Source organism: Nocardia sp. NPDC050435 (assembly GCF_040655395.1).
Classification (GTDB): Bacteria; Actinomycetota; Actinomycetes; order Mycobacteriales; family Mycobacteriaceae; genus Nocardia.
In genome coordinates this window covers 237,594-252,026 of sequence record NZ_JBFAJW010000009.1, presented here as the reverse complement: position 1 = coordinate 252,026, position 14,433 = coordinate 237,594, and the positions used below count along the sequence as shown (strand labels likewise).

Annotated in this window: 15 protein-coding genes; 10 read left to right on the top strand and 5 right to left on the bottom strand. The window is 70.4% G+C overall.

Annotated features, from left to right (window positions below; translation table 11 throughout):
- Positions 1-31: 31 nt before the first annotated feature.
- Positions 32-454 carry an HIT family protein gene (locus AB0I43_RS27035; RefSeq protein ID WP_356974945.1) on the top strand — a complete coding sequence of 141 codons (423 nt, stop codon included), beginning with the start codon at positions 32-34 and terminating at the stop codon, positions 452-454.
- A gap of 150 nt (positions 455-604) precedes the next feature.
- Positions 605-1,540 carry an alpha/beta hydrolase family protein gene (locus AB0I43_RS27030; RefSeq protein WP_356974947.1) on the top strand — a complete coding sequence of 312 codons (936 nt, stop codon included), beginning with the start codon at positions 605-607 and terminating at the stop codon, positions 1,538-1,540.
- Here AB0I43_RS27030 and AB0I43_RS27025 read toward each other — a convergent pair.
- The gene (locus tag AB0I43_RS27025; RefSeq protein WP_357432794.1) at positions 1,537-2,580 is read right to left on the bottom strand and encodes a DUF2330 domain-containing protein; all 1,044 of its coding nucleotides are present in this window, start codon (positions 2,578-2,580) and stop codon (positions 1,537-1,539) included. The genes AB0I43_RS27030 and AB0I43_RS27025 overlap by 4 nt on opposite strands.
- An 83-nt stretch (positions 2,581-2,663) precedes the next feature.
- Here AB0I43_RS27025 and AB0I43_RS27020 point away from each other — a divergent pair, with 83 nt between their 5' ends.
- Complete coding sequence (locus tag AB0I43_RS27020; protein WP_357432793.1) at positions 2,664-4,811, top strand: S9 family peptidase; 2,148 nt, start codon at positions 2,664-2,666, stop codon at positions 4,809-4,811.
- Positions 4,812-4,859: 48 nt separating this feature from the next.
- Here AB0I43_RS27020 and AB0I43_RS27015 read toward each other — a convergent pair whose 3' ends face one another.
- Positions 4,860-5,153 (bottom strand): hypothetical protein, encoded by a 294-nt coding sequence (locus AB0I43_RS27015; RefSeq protein ID WP_356974952.1) that lies wholly within the window; start codon positions 5,151-5,153, stop codon positions 4,860-4,862.
- Between the two features lie 118 nt (positions 5,154-5,271).
- Between AB0I43_RS27015 and AB0I43_RS27010 the strand changes: the two genes are divergently transcribed.
- Positions 5,272-5,973: a DUF2334 domain-containing protein gene (locus AB0I43_RS27010; protein ID WP_357432792.1), complete on the top strand. Its 702-nt coding sequence runs from the start codon at positions 5,272-5,274 to the stop codon at positions 5,971-5,973.
- Positions 5,974-6,191: 218 nt separating this feature from the next.
- Positions 6,192-7,553: a dipeptidase gene (locus AB0I43_RS27005; RefSeq protein WP_357432791.1), complete on the top strand. Its 1,362-nt coding sequence runs from the start codon at positions 6,192-6,194 to the stop codon at positions 7,551-7,553.
- Here AB0I43_RS27005 and AB0I43_RS27000 read toward each other — a convergent pair.
- Complete coding sequence (locus tag AB0I43_RS27000; protein ID WP_356974957.1) at positions 7,550-8,194, bottom strand: MBL fold metallo-hydrolase; 645 nt, start codon at positions 8,192-8,194, stop codon at positions 7,550-7,552. The two genes, AB0I43_RS27005 and AB0I43_RS27000, sit on opposite strands and share 4 nt — an antisense overlap.
- Before the next feature lie 95 nt (positions 8,195-8,289).
- On the opposite strand from AB0I43_RS27000, the gene purS reads away from it, so the two are divergent.
- Complete coding sequence (gene purS, locus AB0I43_RS26995; RefSeq protein WP_356974959.1) at positions 8,290-8,526, top strand: phosphoribosylformylglycinamidine synthase subunit PurS; 237 nt, start codon at positions 8,290-8,292, stop codon at positions 8,524-8,526.
- Complete coding sequence (gene purQ, locus AB0I43_RS26990; RefSeq protein WP_356974961.1) at positions 8,523-9,200, top strand: phosphoribosylformylglycinamidine synthase subunit PurQ; 678 nt, start codon at positions 8,523-8,525, stop codon at positions 9,198-9,200. Before purS ends, purQ begins: the two co-directional genes overlap by 4 nt.
- Positions 9,201-9,247: 47 nt before the next feature.
- Here the strand turns inward: purQ and AB0I43_RS26985 are convergent, their stop codons facing one another.
- Complete coding sequence (locus AB0I43_RS26985) at positions 9,248-10,321, bottom strand: substrate-binding domain-containing protein (RefSeq protein WP_357432790.1); 1,074 nt, start codon at positions 10,319-10,321, stop codon at positions 9,248-9,250.
- Positions 10,322-10,369: 48 nt separating this feature from the next.
- On the opposite strand from AB0I43_RS26985, the gene AB0I43_RS26980 reads away from it, so the two are divergent.
- The 3 genes from AB0I43_RS26980 to AB0I43_RS26970 all read left to right on the top strand — a co-directional run bounded on the left by AB0I43_RS26980 (position 10,370) and on the right by AB0I43_RS26970 (position 13,219).
- Positions 10,370-10,804, top strand: a complete 435-nt coding sequence (locus AB0I43_RS26980; protein ID WP_357432789.1) for a MarR family transcriptional regulator — start codon at positions 10,370-10,372, stop codon at positions 10,802-10,804.
- Between the two features lie 140 nt (positions 10,805-10,944).
- On the top strand, positions 10,945-11,907 hold the full coding sequence (locus AB0I43_RS26975) for a nitrilase-related carbon-nitrogen hydrolase (protein ID WP_357432788.1): 963 nt from the start codon (positions 10,945-10,947) through the stop codon (positions 11,905-11,907).
- A gap of 22 nt (positions 11,908-11,929) precedes the next feature.
- Complete coding sequence (locus AB0I43_RS26970) at positions 11,930-13,219, top strand: M18 family aminopeptidase (protein WP_357432787.1); 1,290 nt, start codon at positions 11,930-11,932, stop codon at positions 13,217-13,219.
- On the opposite strand, the gene AB0I43_RS26965 is transcribed toward AB0I43_RS26970, so the two are convergent.
- Positions 13,171-14,388, bottom strand: coding sequence for a glycosyltransferase 87 family protein (locus AB0I43_RS26965; RefSeq protein WP_357432786.1), 1,218 nt, complete (start codon positions 14,386-14,388; stop codon positions 13,171-13,173). The genes AB0I43_RS26970 and AB0I43_RS26965 overlap by 49 nt on opposite strands.
- Positions 14,389-14,433: the final 45 nt, after the last annotated feature.

Here is a 14,433-nt window from a genome sequence, read left to right as displayed (position 1 = left end):
TGCGCCGCGCGCACGGGTCTAGGGTCGCAGCGTGAATCCGTACACGATTTTCGCCGACATCGTCGCCGGGCGGGCGCCCGCGAGCAAGGTCTACGAGGACGACGACGTCCTGGCCTTCCTGGACATCCGTCCCATGACCCCGGGTCATCTGCTGGTGGTGCCCAAGGTGGCGGCGCGCAGTCTGGCCGAGCTGGATCCCGCGATCGGCGGCAAGCTGTTCCAGGTGGGGCAGCAGCTGGCCGCCGCGCTGCGCCAGAGCGAGGTCGGCTGCGACGGCGTGAACTTCTTTCTCGCGGACGGGGTGACGGCGGGCCAGGAGGTCTTCCATGTGCACCTGCACGTGATTCCCCGGACTCCGGGCGACGGATTCGGGCTGCGGGGGCGGCCGACGTCCCCGCAGCGGGCCGATCTGGATTATCTCGCGGGCTCGATCCGGGGCGCCCTGGCGCGGTAGCCACCGGGGCGCCGAATCGTACCGAATAGTTTGCTGAGCGGATGCTATTATCCATTTCCGCTGCCCGGGATGCCCGGTTGGGATAGCTTGGGAGGCAACTGAATGCGGTGACGGAGGTGGACTGTGCGCCGAGCGATAGTTGCTGTTGCTGTGCTGTTACTCGCCTTCGGGGTGGCCGGGCCGGTGCTGCTCCAGCCCGCGCCCGCCGCCGCCGCGCAGATCGTGCGCGTCGAGGAGCGCGGCCCCACCCGCTCGGCGGTCTTCGTCGATTCCCCGGCCATGGGCCGCGTCATCCAGGTGGACGTGCTGCATCCGGCCGACGGCGGCCCGCGCCCCTCCTACTACCTGCTCGACGGGCTGGATCCCGGTGTGGGGCAGAGCACGTGGACCAACGCCACCGACGCCGAGCCGTTCTTCGCCGGCCGCCGGGTCAACGTGGTGCTGCCCGTGGGCGGGCAGGCCAGCTACTACACCGACTGGCAGCAGGACGACCCGAAGTTCGGCCGCTACAGGTGGGAAACCTTCCTCACCGCCGAGCTGCCGCCGCTGATCGACGCGCGCTTCGACGGCAACGGCGTGAACGGCATCGGCGGGCTGTCCATGGGCGGCAACGCGGCGTTCATCCTCGCCGCCCGCAACCCGCACCTCTACCGCGCGGTCGCCGGTTACAGCGCCTGCCCCGACACCGGCCTGGCCGCCGCGGCCATCATGTTCTCGGTGGCCAACCGGGGCGGCAACCCGGTGAACATGTGGGGTCCGCCCGGCAGTCCGGACTGGGCCGCGCACGATCCCGCGCTGCTGGCCGAGGGCCTGCGCGGCAAGACGATCTATCTGTCCACCGGCACCGGCCTGCCCGGCCAGCACGAGCTGGAGATCAAGCCGCAGCTGCCGGAGAACCTGGTGCTCGGCGGCCCGATCGAGGCGGGCGTCAACGCCTGCGTCGTGGCCTTCGACCAGCGGCTGCGCGGCCTGGGCATCCCGGCCCGGATCGATCACAGCCTGACCGGCACGCACTCGTGGTCCTACTGGCAGGACACCCTGCACGCCTCGTGGATCACGCTCGGGCCCGCCCTCGGGGCGCTCTAGCGCCGGACGCGGCGTACCAGCGGCACGGCGAGCACGAGCGCCACCACCAGCAGCAGCGCCCCGACGACGAGCTGCGGCCCCGCCGGTGAGCCGAACAGCAGGACGTCCTCGCGCCGCCGGACCTGCTCGCGGAACGCGGTATCGGCGGGCGCGGCCGTGAAGGTGAAATCGCTGGTGATGGCCGAGGGCGTGCGGATCGCGACGGACAACTCGGTCAGGTAATCGTGGCCGTTCGCGCTGAGCCGGGCCAGGTCCGGGTCCCGCGCGCCGAAGATCCGGCCCGCGAACGCGACCGAGACGACCTGACCGGCCGCGTCGGGATCGGCGCGCACGACGCGGTGCTCGCCGAGCACGTAGAGCCGCACGTACTGGGCGGTGCCGGCCGCGCTGGACATCCGCATCGGATAGACGAGCCGGTCGGCGGCGAAGCTCAGCCGGATCGGGTCCAGCGGGCCGGTCAGCGGTGCGGCGCCGGTCAGGCGCAGCGCGACGAACGACCAGCCCTCGCGCAGATACGGCTCCAGCGTCGCGATGACCTCCGGGCGCAGTGCGTAACCGTTGTCGCGCAACCAGTTCCGGATACCGTCCAGTTCGCCGCCGGTGAGCGTGGTGGCCTCCAGCGGGCCGAGCCGGACCTGATCCACCACGGTGGGCGCGCCGGGCGCGCCCGCGGTAGCGCCCTCGCCCGAGGACGCGAACCAGCGCCGTTCGGTGACCACCTCCGGTGCGGTGAGCTCGTCTAGCTCGGCGAACGTGCCCGCGCTGCCCGCCGAGACCTGGGCCGGGGCGGGGGTGGGCACGATCAGGGCGGCATCCTCGGTGCCTGTTCGCAGCGCGAGCTGCATGACGATCGTCTCCAGCCGCCCGTCCCAGTGCAGCAGCGCCACCTCGTGGTCGACCGAGGCGGTGGCCGCGGCGTTCACGGGCAGGGCCACGCCGCCGCAGGCGCAGGCGGTGGCCGGGCCGGCGGCCCCGATTCCGGTGAGCGACAGGCAGATCGCCGCGGCGGCCGCGACCCGAGCGGCCAGGGTGGAGCGCATGGCCGCGAGCGTACCGGCGTTCGCGGTAGTGCGTCAGGCGCATCACCCGAGGTCTCGGGCCCCGGAACGTTAGGGTGGGACCCATGTCTGTCGAGAGTGTGGTGGCGGCGCCGGTCGCCAAGAAGGTGCCGGTCGAGCGCGAGCACCACGGGGACGTCTTCATCGACGAGTACGAGTGGCTGCGCGAGAAGCAGGATCCGGAGGTGCTGGCCCACCTGGCGGCCGAGAACGCCTACACCGAGGCACAGACCGCACACCTGCGGGGGCTGCGGGAAAAGATCTTCGACGAGATCAAGTCGCGCACCCAGGAAACGGACCTGTCCGTGCCCCTCCGGATCGGCGACTACTGGTACTACTCGCGCAGTTTCGAGGGCAAACAGTACGGCGCCAGCTGCCGGTGCCCGATCGATGCCGAGGCCGTGGGCATCGACGCGTGGACGCCGCCGCAGCTCGAGGTGGGCGCCGAGATCCCGGGCGAGGAGGTGCTGCTCGATGTGAACGCGCTGGCCGAGGGCCACGAATTCATCTCCATCGGCACCGTCGCGCCCAGCCGCGACGGCCAGTTGCTGGCCTACTCGTTCGACGTCCTCGGCGACGAGCGCTACACGCTGCGGTTCAAGGATCTGCGCACCGGGGAGTTGCTGCCCGACGAGATCGTCGGCACCACGGGCGGCGCGACCTGGTCGCACGACGGCACCCACGTCTTTTATCAGACCGTCAATGAGGCTTGGCGGCCCGACACCGTATGGCGGCACCGGCTCGGCACCGAGCGGGCCGAGGACGTCAAGGTCTTCCACGAGCCGGACGAGCGGTACTGGGTCGGCATCAGCACCACCCGCTCGGAGAAGTACCTGATCATCGGGCTGCATTCGAAGATCACCAGTGAGCAGTGGCTGCTGGACTCCGCGACGCCGGAGGGGGAGTTCCAGGTCATCCTGCCGCGCCGCGAGGGCGTCGAGTACTCCGTCGAGCACGCGGTGATCGGCGGCGAGGACCGCTTCCTGATCCTGCACAACGACGTCGTCGACGGGGTGAAGGCGGAGAACTTCGTGCTGTGCGAGGCCCCCGTCGCCGATCCGTCGCGGATGACCCAGCTGATCGGGCACAGCGACGACGTCCGCCTGGAGGACATCGACGCGTTCCGCGACTACCTGGTCCTGAGCTACCGCCGGGAGGCGCTGCCCCGAGTGGCGGTGTGGCCGCTGACCGAGAGCGGCTACGGCGAGCGCCGGGAGCTGGACTTCGACCTGGAGTTGTTCTCCGCGGGCGCGGGTTCGAGCCCGGAGTGGGAGCAGCCGACGCTGCGGATCGGGCTCACCTCGTTCCTCACCCCGATGCGGATCTACGACTACGTCCCCGCCACCGGTGCGCTGCTGCTGCGCAAGGAGGCGCCGGTGCTGGGCGGGTACGACCCGGATGAGTATGTCCAGCAACGAGATTGGGCGATCGCGGGCGACGGCACCCGGATCCCGATCTCGCTGGTCTGGAAGAAGGACGCGGTGGCCGAGGGCCCGAAACCGTTGCTGCTCTACGGTTACGGGTCCTACGAGTCGCCGATCGATCCGTACTTCTCGGTGGCCCGGCTCTCGCTGCTGGAACGCGGCATGGTGTACGCGGTCGCGCACGTGCGCGGCGGCGGCGAGATGGGCCGGCTCTGGTACGAGCAGGGCAAGCTGCTGTCGAAGAAGAACACCTTCACCGATTTCATCGACTGCGCACGGCATCTCATCGACACGGGCGTCACGGCCGCGGACCGGATGGTGGCCGACGGCGGCAGCGCCGGCGGTCTGCTGATGGGCGCGGTGGCGAACATGGCGCCGGAGCTGTTCCGGGGCATCCTGACCAGCGTCCCGTTCGTCGACCCGCTCACCTCGATCCTGGACGAGGATCTGCCGCTCACCGTGATCGAGTGGGACGAGTGGGGAAACCCGGTGGCGGACAAGGAAGTCTACGAGTACATCAAGTCGTACTCGCCGTACGAGAACGTGGCCGCCAAGGACTACCCGGCGATCCTGGCGATCACGGGCCTCAACGACACCCGCGTGCTCTACGTCGAGCCCGCCAAGTGGGTGGCGAAGCTGCGCGACACCAAGACCGGTGATTCCCAGCTGCTGCTCAAGACGGAGATGAGCGCGGGCCACGGCGGCGTCAGCGGCCGTTACGAGAAGTGGAAGGAAATCGCCTTCGAGTTCGCCTGGCTGCTCGACACCGTCGGCTTGTCGGGCGAATAGCGCTGTGCCCCTGGTGATCCCGGCCCGGACGGGCCGGGATCCCGGTGGTCAGATGCCGCAGTTCTGGATGTCGTCGAGCATCTGCTGCCGGTTCTGCTCGCGGATGTGCTCGATGCCCCGGTAGGCGCCCTTGCTGTCCAGGATCGCGATGTAGACGTCGGCGATCTGCTGCGGTGTGGCGTCGGGCCGCTCGGCGCGGACCTTGTTCGCGAAAGCCTGTGCGGCTTCACACCTTTCCTGCTGGGTGAAGATGGGTGGTGGATCGCCGGGATCAGCCAGTGCCGCCCCCGGCGCGATCAGTACCCATGGCGTGATCAATGCGCTCAACAATGCTGTTCTCACCTCCGCGAGCCTAGCCGGGCGGGCCGGGCGGCCGGGGCCGCGCAGCCGTTCGAGGCTGTTCTTCGCCTGGACACGTGTCCTGCACGCGGTGTACATGTCCGCCTGACACCGTAGTTTCATGAACGCTGAGCTCCTCGTATCCGTCTCCGGTATCCGCGAGACCACGCGGGACGCCGCGATCGAATTCGCCGCCGAGATGGATCAGCGCGAGGTCCGGCTGTCCCTGCTGGTCGCGCCCCGGTTGAAGGGCGGCTATCGCCTGGCGGCCGACCCGGCGACGCAGGCGTGGCTGCGCGGGCGGCGGGCCCGCGGCGACGCCATCGTGCTGCACGGCTACGACCAGGCGGCGACCAAGCGGCGGCGGGCCGAGTTCGCGACGCTGCCCCGGCACGAGGCCCGGCTGCGGCTCACGGCGGCGGACCGGGTGATGGAGCAGGTGGAGTTGCGCACGCGGCTGTTCGCGGCGCCGCGCTGGGACGCCTCGCACGGCGCGATCGCGGCACTGCCCGATGTCGGATTCCGGCTGGCCCTGGGGCTGACCTCGATCCTGGATCTGGAACGCAACGCCGCGCAGAAGACCCGTGTTTACGGGATCGGTGAGGGGTTCCGCGCCGAGCCGTGGTGGTGCCGTGCCCTGGTTTTGGGTGCGGCCCGCACGGCTCGGCGTGGGGGTGTCGTGCGCCTCGCCGTCTCGGCGGCACAGTTGCAGCGATCCGGCCCGCGCCAGGCGCTGCTGGACGCCGTGGATCTGGCGCTGCTCCACGGCGCGCGCAGTGAGGTCTACCGCTGGGAGCCGTTCACCGCGGCTCGAGCGGCCTAGTCGCCGCCGAGGTGCGGCGGGGTCGGTGATGCGGCCGGGTGTGTTGCCCGGTGGATGCGCCGGCAGGCGCCGCCGCCCGTGAATGGCGTGTACGGGCGGCGGCGTGCGGTAGCGGATTCGTTGCTGTCTGTGGTGGGAGGTCGCGCGGTCCGACCGTGCCCTGAGTATTGTCAGGCGAGCAGCGTTGGCAATCCCGGACAACCACAGGAGATACCGGCATGACCGCCGAGGGGCCGCAGACCGCCGAATTCCGCACGCGCATAGCCGCTTTGATGCCGCAGGCGAAAAAGGATCTGACTCAGCTGGTCGCGTTCAAATCGGTGGCCGACCCGCGCCAGTTCCCGCCGGAGGAGTGCGAGCGCACCGCGCAGTGGGTGGCCGACGCTTTCGCCTCGGTCGGCCTGTCCAAGGTGGGTCTGCACGAAACACCGGACGGCAGCAAGGCGGTCATCGCGTCCCGGCCCGCGCCGCCCGGCGCCCCGACGGTCCTGCTGTACTGCCACTACGACGTGCAACCGCCGCTCGACGACGCCGCGTGGCGGACGCCGGTGTGGGAGCTGACCGAGAAGAACGGCCGCTGGTACGGCCGCGGCAGCGCCGACTGCAAGGGCAACATCGTCATGCACCTGACGGCGCTGCGCGCCATCGATCCCGAACTCCCGCTGGGCATCACGCTGGTGTCGGAGGGCTCGGAGGAGCAGGGCACCGGTGGCCTGGAGCGTTTCGTGGAAGCCCATCCGGACCTGCTGCGCGCCGACGCGATCGTGGTGGGCGACTGCGGCAACTTCGCCGTCGGCGTCCCCACCTTCACCGAAACCCTGCGCGGCACCGTGAATGTCGTTGTCACCGTGGAAACCCTTGCCGGACCGCTGCATTCGGGCATGTTCGGCGGCGCGGCCCCGGACGGCCTGGCCGCGCTGATCCAGCTGCTGTCCACCCTGCGCGACGAGCACGGCAACACCACCGTGGACGGCCTGTCCAACGATCAGCGCTGGCCGGGCGTGCAGTACCCGGCCGAGCGGTTCCGCGCCGACGCGGGCGTGCTGGACGGGGTCGATCTGCTGGGGGAGGGCGCGGTCGCCGATATGCTCTGGGCCCGACCGGCTTTGACGGTGCTGGGCATCGACGCGCCGCCGGTGGTCGGCTCCGCGGCCGCCGTCCAGCCCGCCGCGCGGGCGCGGCTCAATCTGCGCATCCCGCCCGGCACCGATCCGAAGGTCGCGCTGCGGGCGCTGACCGCGCACCTGCACGCCAATACGCCGTGGCACGCGCGGCTGACCGTCGAGACCGAGGCCGTCGGCGCCCCCTTCCGCTCGGTCCGGGGCGGCCCGGCGCGCACCGCCATGGAGGCCGCGCTCGCCGCGGCCTACGGCAAGGCGGCCACCACCCAGGGGCAGGGCGGTTCGATCCCGCTGTGCAACGTCTTCGCCGACACCTACCCGGACGCGGAGATCATGCTGCTCGGCGTGGAGGAACCCAAGTGCCTGATCCACGCCCCCAACGAGAGCGTGGATCCGAACGAGATCGAGAAGATGGCCCTGGCCGAGGCGCTGTTCCTGACCGGCTACGCCGCGCGCTAGAACTCGCGCTGCTCCTCGGTGGTCAGCACCGTGAATTCGGTTGCCTCCGGGCCCATTTCGGCCAGCCGGCCGAAATAGATGCCCTGGGCCTGCGGCTCGATGATGCCGTAGTGGATGGGAACGGCGGTGCGCGGCGCGACCGCGCGCAGGTAGTCGACGGCCTCGCTGACCCGCATCCACGGCGCGGCCGCCGGGATCGCGAGCACGCCGACCGGCACCGGCGGCACCCACAGCGAATCGCCGGGGTGCACCAGCTCCGCCGGATCCTCGGCGGTGCCGAGCTGGAAGACGGTGTTGTCGATGACCGGGATGTCCGGGTGGATGACCGCGTGCCGCCCGCCGCCCCCGGTGATCCGCAGCTCGTCGAACTGCACGACATTGCCCGCGTGCACCGCCTCCCACTTGCCGCCGCGCTGCCGGGCGGTCTGCGGGTCGGCGAACAGGCGGGCGCCGGGGTTGGCCTCGATCAGCGCGTCGATGCGCGCCGGGTCGAGGTGATCGGGATGCTGGTGGGTGACCGCGATCGCGTCCAGACCGGTGAGACCTTCGAAGCCGTGGGCGAAGGTGCCGGGATCGAACAGCACCTTCTTGCCGTGCAGCTCGACGAGGAGACACGAGTGGCCGAAGTGGGCTATGCGCATGCCGCCCATCGTATTGACCCCGGAGCCTGGGCGGCGGAAGCGAACAACTACCCTGGTCAAGGAACCCACCCCCACGAAACTTTGAGGAGCAACGCGTGGCACGAGTCGTGGTCGAGGTGATGCCGAAGGCCGAGATCCTGGATCCGCAGGGGCAGGCCATCGTCGGTGCGCTCCCGCGCCTGGGATTCGCCGGTATCGCGGATGTGCGGCAGGGCAAGCGATTCGAACTCGACGTGGACGACAGTGTCAGCGACGCCGAGCTCGAGCAGATCGCCGAAGCGCTGCTCGCGAACACCGTGATCGAGGAGTGGAAGGTGGTTCGGGTCTCGTGACGGCTCGCATTGGCGTGATCACCTTCCCGGGCACGCTCGACGATGTCGACGCGGCCCGCGCGGTGACCAGGTCCGGCGCCGAGGCGGTCAGCCTGTGGCACGCCGACGCCGACCTGAAGGGTGTCGACGCGGTCGTCGTGCCCGGCGGCTTCTCCTATGGTGATTACCTGCGCTGCGGCGCCATCGCCCGGTTCGCGCCGGTGATGGGCAAGGTCGTCGAGGGCGCGAAGGCCGGTATGCCGGTGCTCGGCATCTGCAACGGTTTCCAGGTGCTGTGCGAGGCCGGTCTGCTGCCCGGCGCGCTGACCCGCAACGAGGGCCTGCACTTCATCTGCCGCGACGAGTGGCTGCAGGTCGAATCGGTGGACACCGCGTGGACCTCCCGCTACGAACCGGGTGCGCAGATCCTGATCCCGCTGAAGTCCGGTGAGGGCCGCTTCCAGGCCTCGACCCAGGTGCTCGACGAGCTGGAGGGTGAGGGCCGCGTGGTCTTCCGCTACGCCGGCGAGAACCCGAACGGTTCGCAGCGCGGCATCGCGGGCATCGCCTCGGCCAACGGCCGGGTGGTCGGCCTGATGCCGCACCCCGAGCACGCCACCGAGCCGCTGACCGGCCCGAGCGACGACGGCATGGGCCTGTTCCTGTCGGTGCTGGATTCGCTGGTCTCGGCCTGATTTTCTGCGCAGAACACCCCGTCACTTCGGTGGCGGGGTGTTTTTCGTCAGCAGATGCGGTCGAGGATCTCGAAGTCGACGCCGTCGGCGCGCGCCAGGTAGCCCGGCTGGATCACCTGGTTGCCGCGGAATCCGCGTGCGCCGCCGGGGGTTTCGTAGCGCACGCCGGTGGTCAGGGCGCGCTGGATGTCCGACAGATCCAGTGACCCGACGGCCTCGGCCAGGCCGCGCAGGGTGTGGATCGCCTCGTAGGTGGCGTTGCTGAAGCTGGTCAGCGCCGGGGCGAAGCCGCCGTGGCGGCGGCGGTAGCGGGCCTTGCGGGCGGCGCCGTCGCCGCGGCGCTCGTCGAGGAAGAAGCTGGAGGGCACGAAGAGGTTGTGGTTGGCGCCGGCGCCGCCGGCCAGCAGCACGTTCTCGTCGGCGGCCGGGCTGACCCGCACCTGGCCGGCCGCGCGCCCGGTGGCCGCGAACTGGCGGTTGAAGCGGGACACGTCGTTGCCGACCATCAGGATGATGACGCCCTCGGCCCGGTCCAGCGCCGGGTCGGCCAGGAAGCCGCCGAAGTCCGGGCTGCCCAGCGGCACGAAGCGTTCCAGCACGATGGCCTCGGGATCGGCCAGGGAGCGGCGCACGACCCGGGCGGTCTCGCGCGGCCAGATGTAGTCGTTGCCGATCACGGCCCAGCGCCGGATGCCGTATTCGCGGGCGAGCCAGTGCACCGCGGGCACCGTGTGCTCGGCCGGATGCTCGCCGAGCATCAGTACGCCGGGAAGTTCGGCCAGGCCCTCGTGCGCGGTGGCGAACAGATACGGGACGCGCCCGGCGTTGGCGCGGGCCACCGCGCGCCGCACCGCCGAGGTGTGCCAGCCGGTGATCGCGTGCACCATGCCGGTGGCCAGCAGGGCGCCGACCTCCGCGGCCACCTCGCCGGGCGCCCGGCCGCCGTCGATATGCGTGGTGCGAATTTCGCGTCCGAGAATTCCGGCGCCGCTGTTGATTTCGTGCACCGCGAGGGAAATCGCCGCGTCGCAGGAGGGGGCGACGATCCCGCCGGGGCCCTGGCGCGGGACGATGTCGAGGATCTCGATGATGCCGTCTGGGCTCTCATCGAACGCAGGCATTCGGTACTCTTCTTCTCGTTCGAGCAGAATTCTTCGGGGCAGGAAACAATGACGACCATTGTAGGCGGACATTCCACGCTGCATGGTGCGCTGCGCGCCGCCGAACGCCGTTGGCTGCGCCACCTGGACGAGGCATTGTGCGCGAGGCGACTTTCGCCCGATCAATGGTCGATGCTGTGCAATTTGTCCAGTGATTCCGGCATAACCATGAGCGAATTGGCGGTGCGCTCCCAGTTGGCGCCGTCCTCGGCCACTCGGCACGCCGATTACCTCGCCGAACGCGGCCTGATCTTCCGGGTCGCGGCGGAGGAGGACCGGCGGCGCATCCTGATCGGCCTGAGCACGCTCGGCGCCGAACTGGTCGCCGCGGTGCGGGCCGAGGAGATGCGGGCCGAACAGGAGTTGCGGGCCCGGCTGGGCGCCCGCCGCTATGCCGAATTGCTGCGTGTGCTCGAGCTCATATCCAGCGCCGAGTCGCCATAAACGCGGGCCCGAGTCGCAACCTGGTTTCGGCTCGGGCACATTCGTCCCATAAGTCTTCTTCCGAATCTTTCGTTTCCCGTGGGCGATCTTCTTCCATTATTTTCGGATGGAATTAGTTGCTGGACGGCGAGGAGCGGATCATGGGAAACGAATCGGTGGTGTCGAACCCGGACACGGTCAATGTCGCGGTGCTCAATCACGCGATGCCGCGGCTGCATTCCCGCCCGGAGGTGCTGGCCAACTGCTACCTTCTCGGGCACCTCCTCGACGGCCTCAAAATCGGGCACCCGGATGTGGATCTCGTTGTGCTGCCCGAATATTCGACCATGGGCGTGATGTACGACGAGACCGAGCTGTACTCCACCGCGACGCTCGTGCCCGGCGAGGAGACGGCTGTCTTCGCCGAGGCCTGCCGCCGCAACCAGGTGTGGGGCGTGTTCTCGCTCAGCGAGCGCCACGAGGAACATCCGCTGCGCCCGCCGTACCACACCGTCATCCTGATCAACGACCTCGGCGAGATCGTGCAGCGCTACCGCAAGATCGCTCCGTCGCCCGACGGCGGGCCCTGCTACCCGGGCGAGGCGACCTTCGTCTGTGCCGGTCCCAAGGGCATCCAGCTGTCGCTGATCCTCGGCGAGGACGGCCGCTACCCCGAGATCTGGCGCGACTGCGTGGCCAAGGGCGCGGAGCTGGTGGTGCACAGTCACGGGTTGCGCGGCAGCCGGACCGAACAGCAACTGGGCATGGCGAAGGCGATGGCGTGGGCCAACAACGTCTACGTCGCGGTGGCCGGCGCGAGCGGCTTCGACGGCGTGCACTCCTACGCCGGACGCTCGACGATCATCGACGGAGCCGGCCGCACGCTGGGCGAATGCGGTTCCGAGCAGAACGAGCTGAGCACGGCCCGGCTCTCGATGCGGCTGCTGCGCGAGGCCCGTCACTACGACCGCGCCAACTTCGGGCCCTACAGCCTGCTGCACCGCGGCGAATCCCGCGGCGCCGACGCGTTCGGCGTGGCCGACTGCCCGCTGGATTTCTACCGGACCTGGATCAACGACCCGGTCAAGGCCCAGGAGCAGGTGCAGGAGATCGTCGAGAACTAGATCGTTTCACTACGATCGGGAGATGCCCGCGACTACTACCGCTGCCACGGCCTCGGGGCTGTGCCGCTTCATCGATGCCTCGCCGAGCCCGTTCCACGTCTGCGCGACGGTCGCGACGGAACTGGACGACCACGGGTTCACCCGGCTCGCCGAGGCGGCGGCCTGGCCGTCCGCGCCGGGTCGCTACTACGTCGTGCGCGGTGGCTCGCTGATCGCCTGGGCGAGCGCCGACGACGACACGCTGCCGTTCCGCGTGCTCGGCGCGCACACCGACAGCCCGAATCTGCGGGTGAAGCAGCAGCCGGATCTGGCCGGCGCGGGCTGGCAACTGGTCGGCCTGGAGCCCTACGGCGGCGCGTGGCTGAACTCCTGGCTGGACCGGGAGCTGGGCCTGTCCGGCCGGCTCAGCGTGCGCAGTGGAAACACGCTGCGCGAGAAGCTGGTTCGCATCGACGACCCGATCCTGCGGGTGCCGCAGCTGGCCATCCATCTCTCCGAGGACCGGCGCGGCGTGCAGCTGGACCCGCAGCGGCACGTGAACGCGGTATGGGGCGTGGGCGAGCGCCCGCGCTCGTTCCTGGATTTCGTCGCCGAGCAGGCCGGCGTCGACCCCGGCGTGGTGCTCGGCTGGGAGCTGATGACCCACGACCTGACCCCGAGCCGGCTGGTCGGCCGGGATCAGGACCTGCTCAGCGCGCCGCGCCTGGACAACCAGGCCACCTGCTACGCGGGTCTGCAGGCTTTCCTGGCGGCGCTGGCCGAGCCCGGCGCGGCGGTGCCGGTGCTGGTGATGTTCGATCACGAGGAGGTCGGCAGCCAGTCCGACCGCGGCGCGCAGTCCGAACTGCTGCCCACCGTGCTGGAGCGGATCGTGCTCGCCCGCGGCGGCGGCCGCGCCGAATTCCTCACCGCGCTGGCCGGTTCCGTGGTCGCCTCGGGGGACATGGCGCACGCGACGCATCCGAACTATCCGGACCGGCACGAGCCCGCGCATCGCATCGAGGTCAACGGCGGTCCGGTGCTGAAGGTGAACCAGAACCTGCGCTACGCCACCGATGCCGCCGGGGCCGGGGCCTTCGCGCTGGCCTGTGATCAGGCCGGGGTGCCGTTGCAGCGCTACGTGCACCGGGCGGATCTGCCGTGCGGGTCCACCGTCGGCCCGATGACGGCCGCGCGCACCGGCGTGACCACCGTCGACGTCGGCGCGCCGCAGCTGGCCATGCACTCGGCGCGGGAACTCATGGGCGCCGCCGACGTGCCCGCCTACGCCGCCGCGCTGGCCGCCTTCCTCACGCCGATCGCCGAGGACTGAGCGGCGGCGAAGGCCAGCACCGCGAAGGCGGCCAGCACGTAGCTGCTGCCCGCGACCTGCTGCCACCAGGACCAGTCCAGCTCGTGGTGTCGCGGCAGGTGCCACTGCGGCCCGCAGAACAGCAGCGCCGCGAACGCGGCGACCGTGCCCAGGAACCAGGGGTTGCGGTTGCCGTGTTCGATCGCGTGCGCGGCGAGCAGCAGGGCGGGCGCGGTCCAGACCCAGTGGTGTGACCAGGACACCGGCGAAACCAGCAGCAGCGCGAAGGCGTTCACCAGCAGGGCCGCGACCGGCTGGTCCGCGTCGAGCAGCCGGCGCATCCAGACGACGGCGAACGCGAGCGTCACCGCCGCCAGGGTCAGCCACAGGGCCGTCGCCGCCGGGCCGTCGAAGCCGAGCCGGAACAGCAGGCCCTTGAGCGACTGATTGCCCGCGAACTGCGGGGACCCGATCCGCCCGGTATCGAGGATCGTGTGGAACCAGTACCGCGCCGAATCCCGCGGGAACAGCGCGAATCCCAGGCCGATCGAGACCGCGGCGGCCACGGCGACGGTCCGCAGCGACTTCCAGTCGCGCCGCAGCAGGAACCACAGCAGGAACGCCGCGGGCACCAGCTTCACCGAGATCGCCACGCCGATCAGCAGCCCGCGCGGCCAGAACGGCTTGCGGGCCAGGCAGTCCGCGGCCACGGCGGCCATCAGGATCAGGTTGATCTGGCCGAACCCGAGGGTCTGGCGGACCGGCTCCAGCAGCTGTGCCAGCGCGACCGCGCCGAGGACCGCCGCCAGCACGGCCGGGCGCTCGAGCTCCGGCCGCAGCCGGGCCAGCACCAGCCACAGCGTGAGCCCGAGACTCAGCACCGACAGCGCGAGCATCGCGGCCTCCGCGAGCGGCAGCGGCAGCAGCGCCAGCGGCGTGAACAGCAGCGCGGCCGGCGGGGGATAGGTGAACGGCAGGTTGATGCCCAGCACCGGCGGCAGTTCGCCGTAGAGGGCCTTGCCGTCCAGCAGCGCCTGGGCCCCGTTGCGGTAGACCAGCAGATCGATGTAGCCGCGCCACCACTGCGCGCGCAGCGAGATCAGCACGGAGGCGGCGAACACCCCTCCGGCCAGCACCAGACCCCAGCCCTGTCGCATCGACATCGAATTCGCCACCGCCCGATCGCCCATGACTCCACCTCGCCGCCGCTGGTTCCCGCATGACTGAGTGCGCTC